The sequence below is a fragment of the Humidesulfovibrio sp. genome, from assembly GCF_030689645.1.
Lineage (GTDB): Bacteria > Desulfobacterota > Desulfovibrionia > Desulfovibrionales > Desulfovibrionaceae > Humidesulfovibrio.
The window spans coordinates 177,277-199,959 of record NZ_JAUYFU010000048.1 but is presented as its reverse complement, the minus strand read 5'-3'; the positions used below and the strand labels follow the sequence as shown (position 1 = coordinate 199,959).

Genomic DNA, 22,683 nt, shown 5'->3' with positions numbered 1-22,683 from the left:
CATGTCCTTGCTCGACGCCGGTTTTGATGTTTCGGTCCTGCGCCGCTACAAAGGCTTCATCTTTGACTGCGACGGTGTGCTCATCGACTCCCTGCAGGCCAACGTGGTTTACTACAACAGGTACCGGACGCGTTTCGGTCTGCCGCCCATGAGCCCGGAGGATGAGCGCTACACGCACATTCAGAACGTTTACGACTCCCTCAGGCGCATCGTGCCGGCGGTGCATTATGAAGAGGCCCTGGCCTATCGCTCGCAGATCGACTACCGCGACATGCTGCCTTTCCTCTCTCGCGAACCGGGCATCCGCAAGCTTTTGGGATGGCTCAAGGCTGGCGGATTTCTGCTTGGCGTGGACACCAACCGCATGGACACCGTGCATCTGGTGTTCAAAGCGGTGGATCTTGAAGGGTATTTCGATCCTGTCATGACTGTCGTCAACACTGCCGCGCCCAAGCCCAACCCGGATGGGGTGCGGCAGATTCTTGAAGCCTGGGGGCTTAGGGCGGCGGATGTCGTCTTTTTGGGCGACTCCAGCGTGGATGAGGAGACCGCTAAGAACGCTGGCGTGGACTTCTGGGCCTTCAAAAATCCAGATCTTGCAAGCGATCTTTTGGTGCCGGACTTTCCGATGCTGCTTTCCGCCTTGAAGCGGGCCTGGCCGGAACTTTCATCCAAGCCATAGGGGCTTGATTCTTCGCATTTGGTATGCCACAAGAGAGGCACATGCAGGGTGCCCGGCTTTACTCGACGCCCTGTCCTGTGGAGGTTTGATGTCATATCTCATGATCGTTCTGGTGAAGATTGTGCAGCTGGCTTCCACGCTGCTCACGCTGTATATGTGGGTGGTCATTGTTTCCGCCCTTCTTTCCTGGGTTAATCCAGATCCTTACAATCCAATAGTGCGCTTTTTGCGCAACGCTACGGAGCCGCTGTACGCCCGCATTCGCCGTTGGCTGCCCTTCGTTGTCGTTGGCGGTTTCGACCTGTCGCCGATTTTGATCATCGCGGCGGTGCAGATCTTGAGCGCTCTTCTGGACCGACTGGTCATTGACATGGCCATGAGCGCCCGCATGATGGGCGCTTTGTCTTCCATCCTGGTGGGGTAGGGGCGTGACCATCTCCAAAATCGACCTCCTGAACCGCAAGTTCGCCAAGAAGGTCTGGGGCTACGCCCCGGAGGAAGTCGATCAGCTTATGGCCGAGGTGGCCGAGATGCTGGGGGCCGTGGCCGAGGAGCGCAAGAATCTCCTCAAGAAGGTCAAGCGCATGGAATCCTCTGTGGAGGAGTTCCGCCAGCGCGACGAAACTTTGCGCGACACCCTCATGAGCACGCAGAAGATGGTGGACGACATCAAGGGCGGCGCCCAGCGCGAGGCGCAGCTCATTTTGGACGAAGCCAGGTCTAAGGCCGAGGGCATGGTCCAGCAGGGCCACAATCGGCTTGCTCAACTCTACGAAGATATTGAGAATTTGAAACGCCAGCGCAGCCAGTTCGAGATCCAGCTGCGCGGGCTTTTGGAAACGCATTTGCGCATCATTGACTCTGAGGATCCCGCCGAGACTCGGCTGGAGTCCTTGGAATCGAAGTTGAAGTATTTGCGGAAAGCGGAGTGAAATTGAGTGGGACAGGCGCCCCCTGATTATGTCCGCGTGGCGGGCAGCGGGGATTGGCGGATGCAGGTCTGGGTGCAGCCAGGGGCCAAGCGCAACGAGCTTGCCGGATTGCACCAGAACTGCCTGAAGATCCGTCTGAGCGCCCCCGCCGTGGACAACAAGGCCAACACCGCATTGGTGGAGTATGTGGCGGCCCTTTTGGGGCTTAAGCGAAGCCAGGTGAGCCTTGAGGCAGGGCACACGTCCCGCAGGAAGACACTTCGAGTCCTTGCTCAGAAAGAGCCGATCTGGCCTCAGGTCCAGGAAGCGGACCAGGCTGGCGGGCAACCTCCAACTGAAGGAGCCACACATGGAAGCAATGGATCGCGCCCTCATCGAAAAGTTTGAAATTCAGGATTCTGAACTGCGGGCCCTGTGGCAGCAGCATCAGGACTACGAAAAGATGATCGTAAAGCTAGAAGGCAAGCCTTTCCTAAGCCCTGTCGTCGAACAGGAGATCAAGGAGCTTAAGAAGAAGAAGCTTGCCGGAAAGACGAAACTGCAAGCCTTGTTGGATAAGTATCGTCACCAGGAGGCGTAAGTTTATGGAGCTCACTGGAGCTCAAATCCTGCTTGAGTGTTTGAAGCGCGAAGGAGTGGAGGTTGTATTCGGGTTCCCTGGCGGAGCCGTCATTGACATCTACAACGAACTGCCCAACGCATCCTTCAAACACGTGTTGGTGCGCCATGAGCAGGGGGCCATCCATGCGGCCGACGGCTATGCCCGAGCTTCGGGCAAGGTCGGCGTCTGTCTGGTGACCTCCGGCCCTGGCGCCACCAACACCGTCACCGGCATCGCCACCGCCTACATGGACTCCATTCCGGTGGTGATACTGACCGGCCAGGTGCCGACGCCGCTCATCGGCAACGATGCATTCCAGGAAGTGGACATCGTCGGCATCACCCGTCCCTGCACCAAGCACAACTACCTTGTGAAGGACGTGAACGACCTGGCACATGTTATTCGCCAGGCGTTCTTCCTTGCCCGGTCGGGTCGCCCCGGTCCGGTGCTGGTGGATCTTCCCAAAGACATCATGCAGACCCGCACGAAATTTGTGTGGCCAGCTGATGTCAACATGCGCAGCTACAACCCCAACTACAAGCCTCACGCTGGTCAGATCCGCAAGGTGGCGCAGCTCATCCGCGAATCCGAGCGCCCCATCATTTACGCCGGCGGCGGCGTCATCTCAAGCCACGCCCATGAGGCCCTTACCTGGCTGGCCGAGAACCTGCACATTCCAGTAACCGCCACCCTTATGGGCCTCGGCTGCTTCCCTGGCGACAACAAGCGCCTTTGGCTTGGTATGCTGGGCATGCATGGCACCTACGCAGCAAACATGGGCATCAACAATGCAGACCTTGTGCTGGCCATTGGCGCGCGCTTTGATGATCGCGTCACCGGCAAAGTGAGCACCTTTGCGCCTAAAGCGACCCTTGTCCACATCGACATCGATCCCACGAGCATTCAAAAGAACGTGAGTGTTCACGTACCAATCGTCTCCGACTGCCGCTTGGCTCTGGAGGCCTTGAAGGAAGAGCTTGAGCCCAGCCTGGCCGACTACGACTTTGAGGGCGGGCACATGCCTTGGATCACCAAGGTGGGCGTGTGGGCCAAGGAGCATCCGCTGACCTACAAGCCGAGCGCCACCACCATCAAGCCCCAGTACGTGGTGGAGAAGCTCCACGAGATCACCAAGGGCGACGCCATCATCTGCACCGAGGTGGGCCAGAACCAGATGTGGGCGGCTCAGTTTTATACTTTCAATAAACCGAATACTTTTTTGTCCTCCGGCGGGCTCGGCACTATGGGCTACGGATTTCCGGCTGCCATAGGCGCGCAATTTGCCTGCCCGGACAAAATGGTCATCGACATTGCGGGCGACGGCTCCATCCAGATGAACATCCAGGAGCTTGCCACCAGCGTTTGCAACAACCTTGGCGTAAAAATCGTCATCCTGAACAACGGATTCCTGGGAATGGTGCGGCAGTGGCAGGAACTCTTCTACAAGAAGAACTACTGTGAGACCTGTATGGACGCCCAGCCGGACTTTGTTAAGTTGGCTGAAGCATATGGAGCCACAGGGTTCCGCATCACTCAGGTTGAGGACGTAGAGCGCGTTCTGAGGCAGGCCCTCGACACGCCAGGCACGGTCATTGTGGACGTGCGCGTGGAGAAGGAGGAGAACGTGTACCCAATGGTCCCGGCAGGGGCCTCCCTCACCGACATGCTGCTCGTGTAGGAGGCCAGCCATGCGTCATACCTTATCAGTAACCGTCGAGAACGAGCCTGGCGTGCTTTCGCGCGTGGCCGGGCTGTTCAGCGGACGCGGCTTCAACATTGAGTCGCTGAACGTTGGTCCCACCCTTGACCCAGGTATCTCAGTCATGACCATCACCACCGAGGGCGACGAGCAGATTATCGAGCAGATCGTTAAGCAGCTTCGCAAGCTCATCACTGTCATCAAAGTGGTGGATCTGACGGAACTCAAGAGCGTGCTGCGCGAGATGGTGCTCATGAAGATCAATGCCAACGACGCCAATCGTGCAGAGATCCTGCGCACTGTGGACATCTTCCGCTGCAAGGTGGTTGATGTGAGCATTGATGAGATTACCATCGAAGCCACCGGCAATTACGACAAGATCGCCGCCATTTTGAGTCTGTTGACCCGTTTTGGCGTCAAAGAGATATCGCGCTCGGGCATGGTGGCCATGAAGCGTTCGGTTCAGAATTCGTAAAGTGAACAACGCCGGGGGTGCCCGACGAATGAAAAAAGGGAGAGATCATGAAAGTCTATTATGAAAATGATGCGGACCTGGGCCTTTTGAAGAACAAGACCGTGGCTGTTATCGGTTACGGCAGCCAGGGCCACGCTCATGCCCAGAACCTCAGGGATACCGGCATCAACGTCATCGTGGGACAGCGCCCTGGCGGCGCCAACTACAAGCTTGCTCAGGAGCATGGCTTCGAGCCAGTGAGCGCGCGCGAGGCCGCAGAAAAAGCCGACCTCATCATGATTCTTGCCCAGGACCAGTATCAGAAGATCATCTATGACACCGAGGTCAAGGATTGCCTTACCGCTGGGAAGGCTCTGGCCTTTGGCCATGGCTTCAACATCCACTACGGGCAGATCAAGCCGCCCGTCGACGTCGACGTCATCATGATCGCTCCCAAGGGCCCCGGCCATATGGTTCGCCGCACTTACACCGAAGGCGGCGCCGTTCCGGCCTTGGTCGCTGTGCATCAGAACGCCACGGGCAACGCTTTGAATGTTGCCTTGGCCTATGCCAAAGGCATTGGATCCACCCGTTCCGGCGTCATTGAGACCAACTTCCGCGAGGAGACCGAGACGGACCTCTTCGGCGAGCAGGCTGTGCTTTGTGGTGGTTGCACCGCCCTTATCCAGGCTGGTTTTGAGACCCTGGTCGAGGCCGGGTATCAGCCGGAAATGGCCTACTTCGAATGCCTGCATGAGATGAAGCTCATCGTGGACTTGATGTACGAAGGCGGCATGGCCAAGATGCGCCACTCCATCAGCGATACGGCTGAGTATGGCGACTTCTCCCGCGGCCCCCGGGTTATCACCGAGGAGACCAAGAAGGAAATGAAGAAGATTTTGACTGAGATTCAAAATGGCGAATTCGCTCGTGAGTTCATTCTTGAGAACCAGGCTGGTCAGCCAGTGCTGCATGCCAAGCGCCGCATCGCCTCCGAGCACGCAATTGAGGTTGTGGGGGGCAAGCTGCGCTCCATGATGAGCTGGCTGAAGAAGTAACGTCTCATCAATTGCATTGCAGACGGGATCGCCAACAGGCGGTCCCGTCTTTTTTTGTGCTTGAAACAGGATGGTGCCGAAGTTTTCATCACTCTAGTTGCTGGGCATAGGGGATGGGATGATGACAAACCTTCTTCACATGTTGACGCACCGGTAGGCTGGTGTTAGATATACTCTCAGTGAATCTAGTAGTTTTTTGCAGGTGTAGCCAGTAAATGGATGATACATCAAAGTAAAGGGGGAATCTGATGGATGACTATTTGAAGGAAGCTCTTGAAATCGTCAAGGCGCAGGCCAGCGTGCGGACTATGACTGAGGAAGACATCCTCTCCATGGTCAAAAAGCTGGTTCGCGGCATTCAGGCTATTTCCGGAGAAGCTCCTGTGCCGTCCGTTGACGAAGAAGCTTCTTGTGATCCGTCCAAGTGCGTCCGCGAAAAGACCATCACTTGTTGTGTGTGCGGCAAAGCTTTTAAGATCATCACCAAGAAGCATCTTTCCTCTCATGGCCTTACCCCAATCGAATACCGCGAAAAGTTTGGCTACAAGAAGGGCATGCCGCTTGTCTGCAAATCCTTGCAGCGTGAGCGTCGGAAGAAGATGAAGGAGATGGAGCTCTGGAAGAAACGCGGCAAGAAATAGCTTAAAAGGCTGGACACCATGAGCGTGCGTAACGCAACAAGCCAGCGTCCTGTCGTCCTCCTCCTCGCCAAGCCTTTTCAGATTCTGGTCTTTTGTTTTGCATTTGCTTTTTTGGCGCCCCATTCAGTTGGGATTGCAGCCGAGCGCGCCGACCTGGACCTGAAGGAATCGGGGCTTGTGGAGCCGGCAAAGGTGGACAACAGTCTTGCCCTCGATATTCGTTACGCTACGGGCAACAATTTCACTGGTCAAAGGGTCTATCCTTCCGCCCGTTGCTACCTTCGCGCCGACATCGCCAGAAGGTTGCTCAAGGTCCAGGAGCAACTCCGCAGTCAGGGGCTCGGGCTTAAGATCTTTGATTGTTATCGCCCATTCTCGGTCCAGGAGCAGTTCTGGCGCATCATGCCCGACGAGCGCTATGTGCTTGAACCCGTGCGCGTTGATGGCGTGATCGTGAAAAGTTCCCGTCACAATAGGGGCGCCGCCGTTGACGTGACTCTGGTCGATAGGCATGGAAGCGAATTGGCAATGCCCACAGGGTATGACGATTTCTCTGAAAAGGCTCATCGGGACAGCCGTGCAGCCAGCACTGAGGCCCGAGCGAACAGCCTGACACTGGAAAAAGCCATGAGCTCTCAGGGCTTCGAGCCATTGGCGACCGAATGGTGGCATTTCGATGGTCCAGGCTGGCAAAGCTATGAACCCTTGGATTTGCCCCTGCCTGACGCTCCTTGATTTTCCTTTTCACGCATTTCTTTTGTTTTGCTGCTGTCAGCCTGACAGCGCATGAAAAAGGCCGCCCCAAAGGGCGGCCTTGATTTTGTCATGCTGGTCCGAATTGCTAGCGGATGAACAACATTTCCTGGTAGCTCGGCAGGGCCCACAGGTCATCGGCCACAACGGACTCCAGAGCATCGGCGTAAACGCGGACCTCGCCCATGGCAGGCAGGACCATGTCACAAAGATGCTTGGCCTCGGCATGGGCGTCTTTGGCCTCGTGTTCCATGAGTGCTTCAAGCTTGGCGACGGCTTCCTGCATGCCGCGCAGTTTGGCGGTGACGTCGTCCAGGGTCCCCATCTTGTAATCGTGGCCGATGGCTTTGAGGTTGGCGCAGGCGGAAGCCAGTTCGCTCTGGTAGCGCATGGCGGCGGGGAAGATGATGGTGGTGGCCATGCGTACCACGAGGTTAGCCTCAGTCTTGACGGTCTTGGAGTACTGCTCCAGGTAGATCTCGACGCGGCTTTTCAGTTCGGGCTCCGTAAGGATTCCGTACTTGGTGAACAGCTCAATGCATTCCTTGGAACCCAGCACAGGCAGGGCCTCGGGGGTTGTCTTCAGGTTGGGGAGACCGCGCCTTGCAGCTTCCTTGTGCCAGGCTTCGGAGTAGCCGTCGCCGTTGAACACCACCGCGTCGTGCTCTTTCACGATCTTTTGGAGCAGGGTCTGGACAGCGGCGTTGAGCTTGCCGGGGTCGCCCTTGGTGGCTTTCTCCAGCTCGGTGGCGATGTAGTCCAGGGATTCTGACATTATGGCGTTGATGGCCACCTGTGAGCCAGCGATGGACTGTGAGGAACCGACCGCGCGAAACTCGAAGCGATTTCCGGTGAAGGCAAAGGGGCTGGTGCGGTTACGGTCGCCCGGATCCATGGGCAGCGGAGGCAATGTGTCAACGCCGATGCTCATGACTCCCTTGCTCTTGGAGTTCTTGAGCTTGCCCTTCTTGATCTGGTCGAACACATCGGCCAGCTGTTCGCCAAGGTACATGGACATGATGGCTGGAGGGGCCTCATTGGCGCCCAGACGGTGGTCGTTGGAGGCGGTGGCGACTGTGGCGCGCAGAATCGCGCCATATTTGTGAAGTCCGCGGATGGCAGCGGCGCAAAACACCAGAAACATTGCGTTGTCGTGCGGGGTGTCACCCGGATCAAACAAGCTGCCAAGTTCGGCGTTGCCAACAGAGTAGTTGAGGTGCTTGCCAGAACCGTTAATGCCGGCAAAGGGCTTTTCGTGCAGCAGACACACCATGCCATAGCGCTTGGCCACGCTGCGCAGGGTGGTCATGATCATCTGGTTGTGGTCGGTTGCAAGGTTGCCAGCTTCATATATGGGGGCGATTTCAAACTGGCTGGGGGCAACCTCATTGTGGCGGGTCTTCACGGGAACGCCCAGCTTGAACAGTTCGCGCTCAACCTCCATCATGAAGGAGAGCACGCGGCGGGGCACCACGCCGAAGTATTGGTCCTCGAACTCCTGGCCCTTGGGGGGCTTGGCGCCGAAGAGGCTGCGACCAGCGATAAGCAGGTCTGGGCGCGAAAACACGAAGTTGCGGTCGATGAGGAAGTACTCCTGCTCGGGGCCAGCGTAAGCGGTCACGGGAAGCTTGGTGTCTACGCCAAACAGATCGAGCACGCGCTTGGCCTGCTTGGCAAGGGCCTGGTTGGAGCGCAGGAGCGGAGTCTTCTTGTCCAGGGCCTCGCCAGACCAGGACACGAAGGCGGTGGGAATGCACAGGAAAGTCCCGTTCGGATTTTCTAAAATATATGCCGGGCTGGTGACGTCCCAGGCGGTGTAGCCGCGGGCTTCGAAGGTGGAGCGCAGGCCGCCGGAGGGGAAGCTCGAGGCGTCGGGTTCTCCCTGGATCAGCAGTTTGCCGCTGAACTCGGCGATGGCACCGCCTTTGCCGTCTGGCACCAGGAATGCGTCGTGTTTTTCGGCAGTCATGCCGGTGAGCGGAAAAAACACGTGTGTGAAGTGGGTGGCGCCCTTTTCGATGGCCCAGTCCTTCATTGTATTGGCAACCACATCGGCAATGCTTGCGTCCAACTTCTCGCCAAGCTCAATGGTCTTGATGACCGACTTGTATACGGGCTTGGGCAGACGGTCCTTCATGACCTTTTCGCTGAAGACGTTGCAGCCGAAAATGTCTGTGGGTTTGGTGTCGTGGAAGTTCAGGGGAGCATGGGACGGTTTGTAGTTTATTACTGCCGAAATGGCGTTGAGACGTGCCTGGATTCCGCTCATGGTGGCTGACTCCTGTGATTTAGTGGCGTTTGGTTTTTGGCAAATATGTAAGAAGTGCGGCCATCATTTCAGGAAAGGGCCATACCTCGGACCACCGTATGCCAACTGCCTAGGCCAATCAAGTGGTGGCAAGCCTTGTGAGGGAGCCCGGCTCCCCATCGGCCTTCAGCGTGCGCTGATTGGATCGCATAGTATCAAGAATTGGGCCAAAGTGGATAGTTGTTTTATGTCAACATGTTGGCATGTTTCTGGGGCAGGTTGAAAGCTGTGGTGTTACTATTTTGTAAAAGCCAGTGATTCGCAGAAGGCTTGAATGACAAAATTGTACGCAGGGAGAGGGCGAGGGCTGGCAGCTTGACTTGTTGGCTTTTGATCAGTTTAGGAAATGCCTGTTTCGGTCAAATATGTTCCAAGCTTGCGGTCCTCTGTCAGGATGTGGGTCATGACAAAGTTTTTAATGAAGATGGTGACTTCTTTCTTTGTGGCATGTCGGCCTTCTGCGAATCCCTCGGCATAATCAGTGATTGTTTTAAGGATCTGGCTGTGGTGTTTCTTGTGCGCCTCCAAGGCTGGGAAGGCGTGTTTGCGCATGAGTTCTTCTTCCGTCGTGAAGTGTCTGTTCGTGACCTGAAGCAGTGGTTTGAACAATGCGGCTTTATCATCAATGGTGTTCTTCGCAAACAGTGCATGGTAGAGGGTTTGGGCTGTGCGAAAAAGGTCTTGGTGATCCGTGTCCATTACGCTGATGCCTGTACTGTATTCTTCCTGCCAGGCAAGAGGATTGGACATATTGTCGAATGATATCGCCTTGTCCAGGCGGGTTTCATACGCTTCAAGCAGCTTCCAGCGGATGATGGGCACTTCAGACAACACCTGCGCCGGGATGTCGTAAAGCTCGGTGTCTTGGGTTGTTGCGGCCCGGAACAGGCAAGGTATGTCGAAGAGCACTGTGCTTTCGCAGAAAAAGTCACCTGTTTTCAGGCGTTCCACTGTGCGGTCCCCGATGAGCAAGTCCACGCTGCCTGACTTTACGAGGCCCAGTCTGGGAGAGATGCTGCGCTCGATGGTGGTGCCTTTCGGGTAGTGTTTTACCGAAACTGCGGCAGCGATGGCGTTCTGGCGCGTGCAGGACATGGCGTCGCCAAAAAGGCGGTTAGTGTACAGGAAACTGCGCACGTCCATTTGGCGGATCATACGCTCAAAAAAACCATTGTTCTTTACGAACACGGTGTACAGGTCCATTGGAATTCGCAGGGCCTGGACGAAGTTCGCCGCGCGGTGTGTTTCTGCGCTGGGCTTCCCCGTGAGAGCGGTCACTTCTCCCAGCATGGCCCCGGAAGATAACGTGCCGAATACGCGGTTTTTGGTCTGAATCATTTCAACCTGGCCCGTGAGCAGGAGGTAAACGCAGTCAGCCCGTCGCCCTGCCTTGAGGATGATGGACTCTGGGTTGAACTTGACCACGGGATTGTTCAGCAGCACGCGCAGCCGTGAACGGGGCACGTTGGGAAAATAGCTGGACAGAAAGTGGAACGCGTAGGAACGCACGTAGTCCTGGTGGGAGGGGATCAGCACGTCCACCGTGCCGAAGGGGGCGCCAGAACCTATCTCCTTCTGGCGGTTTGTAAGCGGCAGGGCAGTATGCGCCAGCACGATCTTATCGCTCTTGTCCTCAGCAAAGTCTTCGGCATCGCCGTGAATCATGCCTCCACCGATGTCGAGCTTCTTCAGATTCACTGGGGTCAGGTAACTCTGCGCAACGCAGTCATACAATTCTTGGGAGATGCCTGGCTCATCCGCATCCTCGGTGATCATACCGCGCAGGAGCTTAAGGCTCGCGATGTCTGCAAAGTGGGCGTAGGTGCGGTACCCGGAGCGGTCAAGGGTGCGGAACATCATCACAGTGGTCTCAACAGGGTGCGGTGAGAACACGGGCATGACTTCCAGAGTGTCCACATCATTCCATTCCCCCATGATGAGGTCGTGGAATTCGAAATAGTGCTGGAATTCGTCCTCATCAATCATGGACAGGGCCGCGAGCTTCTTCATCACCGAGGCCCGCACCAAGGGGGTGGCGTAGTATGGGATGCGGTGGTCGGCGCGCATAATGTCCGGCAGGCCGCAGAAGTGGTCGTCGTGGGCGTGCGTGTGAAAAATGCCTGCGATCTCGTTAACGCTGAGGCCAAGGGCATTCAGCGTGTGCATGATGTTTGGTCCGGCGTCGATGAGGTACACCTTGCCCTGAAACATAAGAATGCTGGCCATGGCCGGACGGTTTATATCCCAACCGTCGCCCTCGCCGGAGTGCAGCACGGCAAAGTAGTCACGCTTGATCTGATGAAAGCCGAGCACATAGGACGGCAGGGGGTGCGAGTGCGGCGCTGGTGAGTTCAAGTCGACCCGGACGGATTCGTTGCCGTAGGAAATCTCGAAAATGTTTGGCTTCAAGCGTTTCACAAAAACCCGGTTGCGGATTTCCTGCGGCTCATTCTCCAACACCACGAGGTCGAGATATTCATCCATGCGACGAATTTTGCCAAAGGCGAATTTGAGCTTAAGGCGCATCATGGCTTTCGCCATGTCGGCCGGTATCCCGGTCTGCATTATCTCTTCCTGGCTCACAAGACCGTAGTTGCCCCGGTAGATATACTCCATCTGGGCCTCGACTTGCCTGCGCGAGCCGATAAGCAAGGGCTTTGTCCCAGTGTTGTTGGGGTGCCCAGGAATGATGCGTCCTTGGCGATAAAACATCTGGAGGATGGGGAATTCGGAAAGGTTGGTGAAACGGCCGTTTTGGATAAGCACGTCCGAGAGCAGGATGGCGTTTGGCCCAGTTTCGAAGCTGATCCCGCTGACTTCCTTGGTCTGGATGAGGCCGCGCTTCATTAAGTGCTTGACGCTGTCCGCTGGGCAACCGCAAAGAATGTTCACATCTGCGTCGGGAATTGTGATGTAAAAAATGCCTTCCGCGACTTCGATCTTGGTAATTTCTAACATTCTTCCACCAGGTTTGTGAGCGTTTTCTTGGGCAGGGGAAGGAAGCCCATATTAGGATTTTGGTGGGCAGAAAGGTGCGGCCCTGGATTTAGTATTCATGAGCAAAGGGGAAGCCCGTTCGTTTCAAACGATATACTATGCTGATACTCTATTCGTCCAGCGGATTTGCAGGAGTTTTTCCTGTGTCGTACGTAGGGGGTTGATTCCGGGTGCAAAAATTGATTATTTATCATAACAATTAAAGATGCCCACGAGCAGAACTAATCCCGGGGTGAAAATGACATCACTTACTGTCGAGGCGAGACGCGATCGTATTTTGGTTGTTGATGATGAATTGATTAATCGCAAGGTCCTAGAGGGTCTGCTCAAGGCCCACGGGCTTGATTGCGTTTCTGCGGAGTCTGGTCCGACCGCCCTGCAACTGCTTGACAAGAGCATTGATCTTGTTCTCCTCGACATAATGATGCCCGGCATGGACGGTTTTGCAGTGGCGCGAGCCATACGCGAAGTGCCGGAGTTCGCGGACTTGCCCATCGTCATGGTGACAGCCCTCTCCGCCAAAGAAGACCGGCTAAAGGCTGTCCAGGCAGGAGCCAATGACTTTGTCGCCAAGCCCATCGACGCCACCGAGCTAGGTGTTCGCATGGCTTCGCTTTTACGCATGAAGAAATACCACTCCGAGGTGAAAGAGTATCAACTTCACCTTGAGCAGATGGTCACCGAAAAGACCAGCGCCTTGCGTTCGGCCCTGGCGGACCTTGAGCGCGCTCGGCAGGCCACAGTCCAGGCCCATATGGAAACCATCCATAAACTGTCGGCTGCAGCGGAATACAAGGACGAGGACACGGCCAGCCACATCATGCGCATGAGTCGGTATTGCGCCGTCATCGCCAAAGGCCACGGGCTTGACGAGGAGCAGGTTGACCTCATTTTGAACAGCAGTCCAATGCACGACATCGGCAAAATGGGCATTCCCGACGCCATCCTGCTCAAACCCGGCAAGCTTACCGAGGACGAATGGTTGGTCATGCGGCGGCACACCTTGATCGGCGCCTCTATTTTGCGTGGAGGGTCTTCAAAGTATCTCGACGCCGGAGCTGAGATTGCCCTTTCGCACCACGAAAAATGGGACGGGACCGGGTACCCTAACGGGCTTTCCGGACATGAGATTCCCCTCTCGGGCCGCATCTGCGCCCTGGCTGATGTGTTCGACGCGTTGACCACACGGCGTCCTTACAAGCAGGCCCTGAGCAACGAGCGGTCACTTGAAATAATGGCCGCAGGCCGCGGCCAGCATTTCGATCCGGATCTTTATGACGTGTTTATCGCCAACTATGACCTCGTGTTGGAGATTCAGCGAAGTTACCAAGAAGAGTAGCGCCAAGTCCTCCCTGCCCCTTTGCCGATCTATCTGGCTGAGACACAGCTCCAGAATTTATAAAAACTCTAGACATCACCTGTCGCATGCGGTATGCACGATTAATTCTTGCAGGCAGGCTTAGGTGTGCGGCTTTTGCGCCCAGTCTAGGCCGAGGGAGCTGGCATGGGCAAGGCTGACTGGTCCCTTGACCACCTTGAGCGCGACCTCGCCGCTGGCTTTGCTCAGTTGGGCCGGTTTGAGCAGGCTGGCGGGATTGAGGTTGGCGAGTCTACGGCTCTGGCTGAAGGCGTCCTTCAGTGCATGAATGGCGCGCTTTTGAAGGTTTCCGAAAGCCTTGAGGCCCAGGGCCGCCTTCAACGTGAGCTGGCCCTGTTGCGGGAGGAAGCGCGTCTTGCGCAGGCGGCGCAAGCGGAGCGCATCCAAATGCTTGAAGCCGATGTCGCGGCCTTGCGCCGCGCTTTGGACGAGGAGCGTGGCCGCGTAACTGTGGCCCTCGCTAAACTCGCTGTCGATGAATCGCCGTATTTTCCTCCTGACGATCACTTGAGTCGACCGCTGGTGTTGCGTTCGCAACAAGGTGAGTTTCTCGGCGTTACTGACCTCGCCGGACAGGCTTTGAGCCTCTTTGGGTTTTTGCGCCTCGTCGAGGGTGTGGGCCAGACTGTAGCGAGAAATTCCCGCGTAGTCGCTTCATGCTGGGAGGCGTGCCTTGGCGGTTGGTGCCTCACTCTTTCCATCTCCGGTCCGCTGGTCCGAAAATGCTATGTTCTTGAGACCCGTGCGCTGCGCACCCCCAACGGCAATAAAGTGACTCAGCTCACCGAGATGCGCGTGGACGGAGATCCAGTCCCCCAAGAGTTTGTTGTTCAGATGTTTCGCCAGTTGCGAGACAGTTTGCAGGAAGATTGAGGATTTGCTCTAGATTTACTCTTGATAGATGCTATCCATATAGTATAGGGAGAATACATCTCCCGCGAGTTATCCGGAGGAGCAGACATGCCGCAAGTCGCCGCCAGGATTAGCACCGACCACGAGAAGTGGCTCAAGGACTTTTTTAAGACCAAGAGCGCGGGTGCGGAATTTATCCTACCGTGGGCCGTGGACGTTTTTTTCAAGATGATCCGGGGCGTGTCTGTGGAGTTCACCACGGCTGAGCTCAAAACCATCCTTGAAGCACATCGAGATGTGCGGCTTTTGCCGAATCAATCGAAACAGGCGTACCTGCTGCTTCGGGTTGAAAGCGCATGTGACGAGCGTGAAGCGCACATCATGCAGGGCGCCAGCCGCAGCAATCTTGAGATCAAACTGCGCCGCCTTAGTGATTTGCAGGCCACGGCGCTGATGATCTGGGCTACTGCTTACTGGACCAGCAAGGCCTGGGGGGGCGTATCCCTTGATGACTACGTCAAGCTGACCTGCACCGGCAATTAGACCGGGCTGCTATATCTTCGGTCTTCCAATTCCTTTAATCCGGCCAAAGTATTCTTGCGTCCGACACTGGGCACAGGGTTTCGGCCGCACAATTTCTGAGGAAGCATTCCCATGCACGATAGTCCGACCATTCTGACCATCGCCGGGTCTGACTCCGGCGGCGGCGCCGGCATTCAGGCCGATCTTAAGACAATCAACATGCTGGGCGGCTTTGGAGCCTCGGTCATCACCGCCCTCACTGCCCAGAATACCGTGGCCGTCACGGGCATTCACGCCGTGCCCCCGGACTTTGTTGTCAAACAGCTCGCCACCGTTCTCTCCGACCTCACAGTGCGCGCCGCCAAGACCGGCATGCTTTTCTCCGGCGAGATTATCCGTGCAGTGGCGGATCAACTGTCCCGCCGCGACTTTCCGCTTGTGGTTGACCCGGTGTGCGTTGCGCAATCCGGCGCGCGTTTGTTGGAGGAGTCAGCTGTGAACGAGATGGTGCGCCACCTCTTCCCAATAACGGACCTGCTTACTCCGAATATCCCTGAGGCCGAGCTGTTCACCGGGCTTACGCTCAAAAGCGCCCATGACATCTGCGAGGCCGCCGAGCGGCTGTTGGCCATGGGGCCCAAGGCCGTGCTCATCAAGGGCGGGCACATGGACTCTCCGGCCTCCACCGACTGGTACGTGACGCCGGGCCAGAAGCCGCTTCCGCTCATGCAGAGCAGGGTGGATACCAAGAATCTCCACGGCACGGGCTGCACCCTGTCTGCGGCCATCGCCGCGCACCTTGGCCAGGGGCACGACATGCTCGCCAGCGTGCGCAAGTCCCAGCTTTATCTTCATGCGGCTCTGCGATCCAGCTACTCCGTGGGCACGGGCGGCGGTTCGCCCAACCACGCCGTGCCATTGCTCAAGGAGCAGGCGCGACTGGGCACCCTGGACGAGCTGGCCGAAACGGGCAGGGTGCTTGCACAACTGCCGCGCTTCGCCAAGCTTATTCCCGAGGTGCGCTCCAATCTGGTGCTGGCTTTGCCCTATGCGTCCACCACTCAGGACATTGCCGCCTTCAGCGGACGCATCACCTGCACCCGGCGTGGCGAGGTCATCCTCGCGGGCGGGCCGGAGTTCGGCGCATCCTCGCACATGGCGCGCGTGCTGCTTGCGGCGCGTAAGTATAACGCTCGTCTTACCTGCTCGCTGAACATCGCCTGCAACGACCAGACCCTGGCTTCCCTTAAGCGCACGGGGATGACTTGCGCAGGCTTTGACCGGGCCGACGAACCGAGCGATGGTCTTGGCCGCGAGGGAGGCACCATGGATTGGGGCACCCAGGCGGCGCTTGAGGCCTCGAACACCCCGCGCACGGTCGATGCCGTGGTGGACATGGGAGGTCCCGGCAAAGAGGCGATGATCCGCATTCTTGCGCAGGATTCCAAGGAGCTTTTGGGCAAGATCCGGCGCATACTGGATCTGCTGTAGATTATTGTATGAGCTTGGGCCGACGCGTGGGCCCGGTTGACAGTTTGCCGCCCCCCGCTTATCTAACGGGACTTTTGGCAGCTTGAAGGCGAGAGTGGCGGAATTGGTAGACGCACTGGACTTAGGATCCAGCGGCCTGTCCGTGGGAGTTCGAGTCTCCCCTCTCGCACCACGAAACAGAAAACGCGACCCGCGCACACCCGCGGGCTGACATCTTAGGAGGACGGCAAGTCAATGGAATACAAGGTTGAAGAACTTTCTCCGGTCAAGCGCAAGATCAACATCCAGGTGCCTGTGGAAGAGGTCAACGCCGCCCTCTCCGCTGCCGTCGCCCTCTACCGCCATCGCTACGAGATCAAGGGCTTCCGCCGCGGCAAGGCCCCTTCTTCCGTTGTTGAGGGCAAATACCGTTCCCAGATTTACCCCGAGGCCACCACTGACCTGGTGAACTACCAGATCAACGAGGCTCTTGGCGGTCTGGGCATCATGCCTCTTTCGCGCATCGACGTGGACGCCAAAGAACTGGTGCGTGACCAGGAATTCAATTATTCTGTTGAGTTCGAGATTGCACCTGATTTCGCCCTGCCTGATTACGAAGGCTTGGCCGTTGATGTCGAAAAGGCTGAAGTGAAGGAAGAAGAGGTCAAGGAGGTCGAGAAGCGCATCCTGACCAACGCCGCCACAGTGAAGCCCATCGAAGTCGTTCGCGCCGCCACGGACGGCGACATCGTTGTCATCACCTTCGCCGCCTACAAGGGCGACGAGGTGTTCCAGGGCATCCAGGCTGAGAACTTCGAGCTTACCCTGGGCGACAAGCAGGCTCTGCCCGAGTTTGAGGAGATGATTAAGACCCTCAAGACCGGCGAGAAGGGCGAGTGCGAAATCGCCTTCCCCGAAGACTTCATCAATCCCGCCATGGCTGGCCATACACTGACCATGCGCGCCACGCTGCACTCCATCAAGGAGCGCATCATGCCCGAACTCACCGACGAAGTGGCCAAGCGCGCCGGCGGTTTCGAGTCCGTTGAGAAGATGCGCGAAGCGATCACCAAGTCCTACCTGCAGAGCCGCGAGCAGCTGAACAAGTCCATGGCCCAGAAGAAGCTGCTGGATCAGCTGCTGGCCCAGGTGGACTTCCCGCTGCCGCCCAGCATGGTCGAGAATCGCATTGACCGCCTGCTGGCCGATCTGGAGCAGAAGCTTGACCGCCAGGGCAAGAGCCTTGGCGCGCTCGGCAAGTCCATGGAAGAGCTGCGCGAAGGGCACCGCACCCAGGCCGAGGAGGCCGTGCGTGGCGAAATTCTGCTTCTGGCTGTCGCCAAGAAGGAGAATATGGACGTCAAGCCTGAGGAAATCGATGCCGCTCTTACCCAGGTTGCCCGTCAGCACGGCCAGGATCTGCTGAGCGTGAAGCAGTATTACGAAGAGAATAACCTCATCTATCCCTTGAAGGATCGTCTCCTGGCCGACAAGGCCATTGAGCTGGTCTACGCGCGCGCCGCCAAGACCGAAGTTGCGGCCGCCGCTCCCGTGGATGATGAGAGCGCCGAGACCACTGCGAAGCCCAAGAAGCCCCGGGCCAAGAAGGTTGAGACGGCCAAGGAGTAATCTTGACTCTTTCCCGCCACCTGCACGGCTGAAGACACCGCGCGGCGGCCGGCGAAATCCGGTCGCCGCGTTATGATTTTGGGGCTCGGCAGTCTTTTTCGTTAGGTTCGCGCTACTATTGACGCGGGCAAACGAGCCCTTATTCTCTTTTCGGCATATGGTTACTGATGAAATCTGCCGATGAATTCTGCGCAGTCAACTTGAATGGACGCACCACCCCGTCCTGTATGAAGGAGCCGCCCATGCCCGCCGTGCCCATTGTCATCGAAACCACAGGCCGCACAGAGCGAGCCTACGACATTTATTCGCGTCTGCTCAAAGACCGCATCATCTTGCTCGGCAGCGCCATCGACGACCATGTGGCCAGCCTGATTTGCGCCCAGCTGCTTTTCCTGGAGTCTGAGGATCCGGAAAAAGAGATTTACATGTACATCAATTCTCCCGGCGGCGTCGTGACAGCTGGCATGGCTATATACGACACCATGCAGTACATCGCCCCGCCCGTGGCCACCCTGTGCATGGGCCAGGCCGCCAGCATGGCGGCTTTGCTGCTTTGCGCGGGAGAGAAGGGCATGCGATACGCCCTGCCGCACAGCCGTATCCTCATCCACCAGCCCTTGGGCGGCGCCCAGGGTCAGGCCACAGACATCGGCATTCAGGCTCGCGAGATCCTGCGCATGCGCGAGGAGCTGAACGGGATCCTGGCCGGGCACACGGGCCAGAGCATGGAGCGCATTGAGAAGGACACCGAGCGCGACTATTTCATGACCGCCAAAGAGGCCAAGGAATACGGCATCATCGACACCATCATGGTCAAGCGCGGCGACGCGGAAAAGAAGGCCTAGAGGAAGCTCATGAACAGGAAAAAAACCGGCTCCCCCACGGATCTTGCCTGCTCCTTTTGCGGCAAGAGCCAGGTTGACGTGCAGCGCCTCATCGCAGGCCCGGACGTCTATATATGCGACGAGTGCGTGGGGCTGTGCAACGACATCATCGCCCAGGAGCACGTGAGTGACTCCGTCGGCGATGTGCGTTTGCTGCCTCCGCAGGAGCTCAAGGCCCTGCTCGACCAGTACGTCATTGGCCAGAACAAAGCCAAGAAGATCCTCTCTGTCGCGGTGCATAACCACTACAAGCGCGTCTTCTACGCACAGAACAACAAGGATGACGTGGAGATCGACAAGAGCAACGTGCTTTTGATCGGCCCCACGGGTTCCGGCAAGACTCTGCTGGCCCAGACCCTTGCCCGCATGTTGAAAGTTCCCTTCGCCATTGCCGACGCCACGACCTTGACCGAGGCCGGCTATGTGGGAGAGGACGTCGAAAACATCCTTGTGGCGCTTCTGCAGAACGCCGACTACGACATCGAGGCCGCCAGCCGCGGCATCATTTACATCGACGAGATCGACAAGATTGCGCGCAAGGGCGACAGCCCGTCCATTACCCGCGATGTTTCGGGCGAGGGCGTGCAACAGGCTCTGCTCAAGATCATTGAGGGCACAGAAGCCAACATCCCCCCCAAGGGCGGACGCAAGCACCCGCAGCAGGAATTCATCAGGATGAACACCTCGAACATCCTGTTCATCCTGGGTGGCGCCTTCATCGGGCTCGACAAGATGATCCAGCAGCGGATGCAGGGCACCAGCATGGGGTTCGGCGGCAAGATGGAGAACAAGAAGAAGGAGATCGCCATGGGCGAGCTGCTCGCCCAGAGCCAGCCCAACGATCTCATCAAGTTCGGCCTGATCCCCGAGTTCGTGGGCCGCATCCCCATCGTCACCGCCCTGGACGAGCTCACTTGCGAGGACCTGGTGCGCATCCTCACCGAGCCCAAGAACGCTCTTGTGAAGCAGTACCAGAAGCTGTTCGAGCTTGATAAGGTCAACCTGCGCTTCACCGAGAATGCGCTGAAGGCCATCGCCGAGGCGGCTATCATCCGCAAGACCGGAGCGCGCGGCTTGCGCAACGTGCTTGAGTCGACCATGCTGGAGATCATGTACAAGTTGCCGTCCCTTTCGGGCGTCAAAGAGTGCGTCATCAACAGCGCGGTCATAGAGAAGGGCATGGAGCCCCTCATTTTGTACCATCAGGAGGTCAAGAGCGCGTAATTCGCGCTTTCGTCCTTTACATTCGTTGCCTGGAAGGTATGCTGACCGCAACTGCCAAGCACGCGCGGCCAGCATACCTCCGACCACCGAACCAGCCCGGCTTCGGCCTTTAAGGAGCATCCATGAACGACTTCGACGCTCTGGAGCGCGATATTCAGCCGGACGATTCCGTGTTGCCGCTTATGTCGCTGCGGGAAGTGGTGATGTTCCCGCGCTCCATCGTGCCCCTGTTCGTAGGGCGCGAGGCCTCCATCAAGGCCATTGAGAGCGCCATCGCCCTGCATGACAAGCATATTTTTCTCGTCACTCAGCGCTCGCCGGAGAAAGAGAAGCCCGAGGCCGAAGATCTCTTCGCCGTGGGTACAGTGAGCCGTATTTTGCAGATGCTGCGCCTGCCCGATGGCACCATCAAGGTGCTCTTCGAGGGCCTGTACCGTGCCAACTGGAGCATTCTGGAATCTGATCCCGCCGAGGCCGGAGATTTCCCCCTGGTGCGCGTGGACCGGGTGGACGAACTCCACGGCGACAAGTCCGAGGGCGACGCGCTTATCCGCGCCGTGAACGAGTCCCTTGACGTCTATGCTCGCAACAACAAAAAGGTGGCGCCGGAATCCATCCTGGCCATGGCCGCCCTGCGCGAGCCAGGCGCCCTGGCTGACGCGGTGATGCCGCACCTCAAGGTGGATTTTCTGCGCAAGCAGCGCGCTCTGGAAATCTCCGAGACCTCGCAGCGCCTGGAATACGTGTACGAGCTTCTGCTGGGCGAGATCGAAATCTCCACCATCGAGAAGCGAGTGAAGGGCCGCGTCAAGGGCCAGATGGAGAAGAACCAGCGCGAGTATTACTTGAACGAGCAGATGAAGGCCATCCACAAGGAGATGGGCCGCGAGGATGACCCCGCCGCCGAGGCTTTGGAGCTTGAAAAGCGGCTGGACGCCAAGGTTATGAGCGACGAGTCCCGCGAACGCGTCAAGAAGGAAATCCGCAAGCTCAAGCAGATGCAGCCGTCCTCAGCTGAGTACACAGTGGTGCGCAACTACGTTGACTGGGTGCTGGACTTGCCCTGGGGCGTGCTCAAGGAGACGGACCTCGACATTTCCAAGGCGCGCGTGGTGCTTGATGAGGACCATTTTGGCCTGGAAAAGCCCAAGGAGCGCATCCTTGAGTATATCGCGGTGCAGAGCCTGGTTAAAACAATGAAGGGTCCCATCCTGTGCTTTGTGGGGCCTCCGGGCGTAGGCAAGACCTCCATCGCCAAGTCCATAGCTCGCGCCATGGATCGCGAATTCATGCGCATTTCCCTTGGCGGCGTGCGCGACGAAGCCGAAATACGCGGCCACCGCCGTACTTACGTGGGCGCTTTGCCGGGCAAGATCATCCATTCGCTCCGGCGCTGTAAATTCAACAATCCCGTCATCTGCCTGGACGAGGTGGACAAGATGAGCATGGACTTCCGGGGTGACCCATCGTCCGCGCTATTGGAAGTCCTCGATCCGGAGCAGAATTACGCCTTCAACGATCACTACCTGGACCTTGACTACGACCTGTCCAAGGTATTCTTCATCACCACGGCCAATACGCTGGATTCCATCCCGCTGCCCCTGCGCGATCGCATGGAGATCATCCGCCTGCCGGGCTATCTTGAGACAGAAAAGCTCAAGATCGCCAAGCAGTTCTTGCTCGGTAAGCAGCGTGAGCTGCACGGCCTTTCCGAGGAGTCGCTGAACGTCTCCGATAATGCCATGCTGGAGATAATTCGTCGCTACACCCGCGAGGCCGGGGTTCGCAATCTGGAGCGCGAGATCGCCGCCGTGTGCCGTAAGGCGGCCATGAAGATCGTGGAGGACAAGGCCGTCACCTCCGTGGCTGTGAGCAAGCAGAGCATCGCAACCTATCTTGGCGTGCCCAAGCACCGCCATGAGGAGCGCGAGGAAAAGTCGCAGGTGGGCGTCACCACCGGCCTGGCCTGGACGCAAATGGGCGGCGAGCTGTTGCTCATCGAAGTGGTGCTCATGAGTGGATCCGGCAAGGTGGAGATCACCGGCAAGCTGGGCGAGGTCATGCAGGAGTCTGCCCGCGCCGCGCTCTCTTATCTGCGCTCCCGTTCGGACCTTTTCGGCCTCAAGCGCGACTTCCACAAGGAGATTGACATCCACGTGCACGTGCCCGAGGGCGCGACGCCCAAGGACGGTCCCTCGGCCGGTGTGGCCCTTGTCACCTCCATCGTGTCGGCCCTGCTCAACATTCCTGTGCGCAACGATGTGGCCATGACCGGCGAGATCACTCTGCGCGGGCGCGTGCTGCCCATCGGCGGTCTGCGAGAGAAGCTCCTGGCTGCTCACCGCGGCCTTGTGGGCACGGTGTTCATCCCGGCTGAGAACGAGAAGGATCTGAAGGAAGTGCCTGAGGAGATCTTGAAGGATCTCAAAATTGTGCCCGTTGAGACCGTTGACACGGTTCTTGAACAGGCCCTTGAGTGCGGCAGTTCCGGCGCCCTGTTTTGCGGAAGGGACAACATCTCACCCCTGAGCAATCTGCTGGTGAAGGAAGAGTACCTGCCGCCCACGCACTAGGCTGTCCGCATCGACCATGCAATAGA

21 protein-coding genes and 1 tRNA gene are annotated in these 22,683 nt (G+C 57.7%); 19 read left to right on the top strand and 3 right to left on the bottom strand.

From position 1 onward, the window contains the following. The first annotated feature begins 1 nt into the window (after position 1). From Q8O35_RS07770 to Q8O35_RS07725, 10 genes are all read left to right on the top strand, one after another. Complete coding sequence (locus tag Q8O35_RS07770; RefSeq protein ID WP_305572070.1) at positions 2-682, top strand: HAD family hydrolase; 681 nt, start codon at positions 2-4, stop codon at positions 680-682. A gap of 88 nt (positions 683-770) precedes the next feature. Beyond that, positions 771-1,106 (top strand): YggT family protein, encoded by a 336-nt coding sequence (locus Q8O35_RS07765; RefSeq protein WP_305572069.1) that lies wholly within the window; start codon positions 771-773, stop codon positions 1,104-1,106. Positions 1,107-1,110: 4 nt separating this feature from the next. Continuing rightward, positions 1,111-1,614, top strand: a complete 504-nt coding sequence (locus Q8O35_RS07760) for a DivIVA domain-containing protein (protein WP_305572068.1) — start codon at positions 1,111-1,113, stop codon at positions 1,612-1,614. 60 nt (positions 1,615-1,674) lie between these two features. Continuing rightward, on the top strand, positions 1,675-2,001 hold the full coding sequence (locus tag Q8O35_RS07755) for a DUF167 domain-containing protein (RefSeq protein ID WP_371133113.1): 327 nt from the start codon (positions 1,675-1,677) through the stop codon (positions 1,999-2,001). After that, positions 1,964-2,194, top strand: coding sequence for a DUF465 domain-containing protein (locus tag Q8O35_RS07750; protein ID WP_305572067.1), 231 nt, complete (start codon positions 1,964-1,966; stop codon positions 2,192-2,194). Before Q8O35_RS07755 ends, Q8O35_RS07750 begins: the two co-directional genes overlap by 38 nt. 4 nt (positions 2,195-2,198) lie before the next feature. After that, positions 2,199-3,893: a biosynthetic-type acetolactate synthase large subunit gene (gene ilvB / locus Q8O35_RS07745; RefSeq protein WP_305572066.1), complete on the top strand. Its 1,695-nt coding sequence runs from the start codon at positions 2,199-2,201 to the stop codon at positions 3,891-3,893. 10 nt (positions 3,894-3,903) lie between these two features. After that, positions 3,904-4,389 (top strand): acetolactate synthase small subunit, encoded by a 486-nt coding sequence (ilvN, locus tag Q8O35_RS07740; RefSeq protein ID WP_305572065.1) that lies wholly within the window; start codon positions 3,904-3,906, stop codon positions 4,387-4,389. 47 nt (positions 4,390-4,436) lie between these two features. Continuing rightward, positions 4,437-5,426 (top strand): ketol-acid reductoisomerase, encoded by a 990-nt coding sequence (ilvC, locus tag Q8O35_RS07735; RefSeq protein ID WP_305572064.1) that lies wholly within the window; start codon positions 4,437-4,439, stop codon positions 5,424-5,426. A gap of 248 nt (positions 5,427-5,674) precedes the next feature. Further along, positions 5,675-6,067, top strand: coding sequence for a MucR family transcriptional regulator (locus Q8O35_RS07730; protein WP_305572063.1), 393 nt, complete (start codon positions 5,675-5,677; stop codon positions 6,065-6,067). Positions 6,068-6,085: 18 nt separating this feature from the next. Continuing rightward, positions 6,086-6,802, top strand: coding sequence for a M15 family metallopeptidase (locus Q8O35_RS07725; protein ID WP_305572062.1), 717 nt, complete (start codon positions 6,086-6,088; stop codon positions 6,800-6,802). Between the two features lie 106 nt (positions 6,803-6,908). On the opposite strand, the gene Q8O35_RS07720 is transcribed toward Q8O35_RS07725, so the two are convergent. Continuing rightward, positions 6,909-9,089 carry a glutamine synthetase III gene (locus Q8O35_RS07720; RefSeq protein ID WP_305572061.1) on the bottom strand — a complete coding sequence of 727 codons (2,181 nt, stop codon included), beginning with the start codon at positions 9,087-9,089 and terminating at the stop codon, positions 6,909-6,911. Positions 9,090-9,467: 378 nt separating this feature from the next. Then, positions 9,468-12,086, bottom strand: a complete 2,619-nt coding sequence (locus Q8O35_RS07715) for a bacteriohemerythrin (RefSeq protein ID WP_305572060.1) — start codon at positions 12,084-12,086, stop codon at positions 9,468-9,470. A gap of 244 nt (positions 12,087-12,330) precedes the next feature. Between Q8O35_RS07715 and Q8O35_RS07710 the strand changes: the two genes are divergently transcribed. Then, positions 12,331-13,464 (top strand): HD domain-containing phosphohydrolase, encoded by a 1,134-nt coding sequence (locus Q8O35_RS07710; RefSeq protein WP_371133109.1) that lies wholly within the window; start codon positions 12,331-12,333, stop codon positions 13,462-13,464. 120 nt (positions 13,465-13,584) lie between these two features. Here the strand turns inward: Q8O35_RS07710 and Q8O35_RS07705 are convergent, their stop codons facing one another. Then, a complete protein-coding gene (locus Q8O35_RS07705; RefSeq protein ID WP_305572058.1) occupies positions 13,585-13,890 on the bottom strand; it encodes a hypothetical protein in 306 nt (101 codons plus the stop codon). Between Q8O35_RS07705 and Q8O35_RS07700 the strand changes: the two genes are divergently transcribed. From Q8O35_RS07700 to lon, 8 genes are all read left to right on the top strand, one after another. Further along, a complete protein-coding gene (locus Q8O35_RS07700) occupies positions 13,891-14,376 on the top strand; it encodes a hypothetical protein (RefSeq protein WP_305572057.1) in 486 nt (161 codons plus the stop codon). 87 nt (positions 14,377-14,463) lie between these two features. Continuing rightward, the gene (locus Q8O35_RS07695; protein WP_305572056.1) at positions 14,464-14,898 is read left to right on the top strand and encodes a hypothetical protein; all 435 of its coding nucleotides are present in this window, start codon (positions 14,464-14,466) and stop codon (positions 14,896-14,898) included. Between the two features lie 111 nt (positions 14,899-15,009). Continuing rightward, positions 15,010-16,368, top strand: a complete 1,359-nt coding sequence (gene thiD, locus Q8O35_RS07690) for a bifunctional hydroxymethylpyrimidine kinase/phosphomethylpyrimidine kinase (protein WP_305572055.1) — start codon at positions 15,010-15,012, stop codon at positions 16,366-16,368. Positions 16,369-16,456: 88 nt separating this feature from the next. Continuing rightward, a tRNA-Leu gene (locus Q8O35_RS07685) sits at positions 16,457-16,540 on the top strand. 62 nt (positions 16,541-16,602) lie between these two features. Further along, complete coding sequence (gene tig / locus Q8O35_RS07680; protein WP_305572054.1) at positions 16,603-17,976, top strand: trigger factor; 1,374 nt, start codon at positions 16,603-16,605, stop codon at positions 17,974-17,976. A 242-nt stretch (positions 17,977-18,218) separates the two neighbouring features. Then, positions 18,219-18,821, top strand: coding sequence for an ATP-dependent Clp endopeptidase proteolytic subunit ClpP (clpP, locus tag Q8O35_RS07675; RefSeq protein ID WP_305572053.1), 603 nt, complete (start codon positions 18,219-18,221; stop codon positions 18,819-18,821). A 9-nt stretch (positions 18,822-18,830) separates the two neighbouring features. Further along, positions 18,831-20,084 carry an ATP-dependent Clp protease ATP-binding subunit ClpX gene (clpX, locus tag Q8O35_RS07670; RefSeq protein ID WP_305572052.1) on the top strand — a complete coding sequence of 418 codons (1,254 nt, stop codon included), beginning with the start codon at positions 18,831-18,833 and terminating at the stop codon, positions 20,082-20,084. A 122-nt stretch (positions 20,085-20,206) separates the two neighbouring features. Further along, positions 20,207-22,657 carry an endopeptidase La gene (gene lon, locus Q8O35_RS07665; RefSeq protein WP_305572051.1) on the top strand — a complete coding sequence of 817 codons (2,451 nt, stop codon included), beginning with the start codon at positions 20,207-20,209 and terminating at the stop codon, positions 22,655-22,657. Positions 22,658-22,683: the final 26 nt, after the last annotated feature.

What these genes read in the sequence shown, in the direction of transcription:
- Q8O35_RS07770 (WP_305572070.1), top strand. Translation starts at nt 2, where the DNA reads ATGTCCTTGCTCGACGCCGGTTTTGATGTTTCGGTCCTGCGCCGCTAC.
- Q8O35_RS07765 (WP_305572069.1), top strand. Translation starts at nt 771, where the DNA reads ATGTCATATCTCATGATCGTTCTGGTGAAGATTGTGCAGCTGGCTTCC.
- Q8O35_RS07755 (WP_371133113.1), top strand. Translation starts at nt 1,675, where the DNA reads ATGCAGGTCTGGGTGCAGCCAGGGGCCAAGCGCAACGAGCTTGCCGGA.
- Q8O35_RS07750 (WP_305572067.1), top strand. Translation starts at nt 1,964, where the DNA reads ATGGAAGCAATGGATCGCGCCCTCATCGAAAAGTTTGAAATTCAGGAT.
- ilvB (WP_305572066.1), top strand. Translation starts at nt 2,199, where the DNA reads ATGGAGCTCACTGGAGCTCAAATCCTGCTTGAGTGTTTGAAGCGCGAA.
- ilvN (WP_305572065.1), top strand. Translation starts at nt 3,904, where the DNA reads ATGCGTCATACCTTATCAGTAACCGTCGAGAACGAGCCTGGCGTGCTT.
- ilvC (WP_305572064.1), top strand. Translation starts at nt 4,437, where the DNA reads ATGAAAGTCTATTATGAAAATGATGCGGACCTGGGCCTTTTGAAGAAC.
- Q8O35_RS07730 (WP_305572063.1), top strand. Translation starts at nt 5,675, where the DNA reads ATGGATGACTATTTGAAGGAAGCTCTTGAAATCGTCAAGGCGCAGGCC.
- Q8O35_RS07725 (WP_305572062.1), top strand. Translation starts at nt 6,086, where the DNA reads ATGAGCGTGCGTAACGCAACAAGCCAGCGTCCTGTCGTCCTCCTCCTC.
- Q8O35_RS07720 (WP_305572061.1), bottom strand. Translation starts at nt 9,089, where the DNA reads ATGAGCGGAATCCAGGCACGTCTCAACGCCATTTCGGCAGTAATAAAC.
- Q8O35_RS07715 (WP_305572060.1), bottom strand. Translation starts at nt 12,086, where the DNA reads ATGTTAGAAATTACCAAGATCGAAGTCGCGGAAGGCATTTTTTACATC.
- Q8O35_RS07710 (WP_371133109.1), top strand. Translation starts at nt 12,331, where the DNA reads ATGCCCACGAGCAGAACTAATCCCGGGGTGAAAATGACATCACTTACT.
- Q8O35_RS07700 (WP_305572057.1), top strand. Translation starts at nt 13,891, where the DNA reads ATGCTTGAAGCCGATGTCGCGGCCTTGCGCCGCGCTTTGGACGAGGAG.
- Q8O35_RS07695 (WP_305572056.1), top strand. Translation starts at nt 14,464, where the DNA reads ATGCCGCAAGTCGCCGCCAGGATTAGCACCGACCACGAGAAGTGGCTC.
- thiD (WP_305572055.1), top strand. Translation starts at nt 15,010, where the DNA reads ATGCACGATAGTCCGACCATTCTGACCATCGCCGGGTCTGACTCCGGC.
- tig (WP_305572054.1), top strand. Translation starts at nt 16,603, where the DNA reads ATGGAATACAAGGTTGAAGAACTTTCTCCGGTCAAGCGCAAGATCAAC.
- clpP (WP_305572053.1), top strand. Translation starts at nt 18,219, where the DNA reads ATGCCCGCCGTGCCCATTGTCATCGAAACCACAGGCCGCACAGAGCGA.
- clpX (WP_305572052.1), top strand. Translation starts at nt 18,831, where the DNA reads ATGAACAGGAAAAAAACCGGCTCCCCCACGGATCTTGCCTGCTCCTTT.
- lon (WP_305572051.1), top strand. Translation starts at nt 20,207, where the DNA reads ATGAACGACTTCGACGCTCTGGAGCGCGATATTCAGCCGGACGATTCC.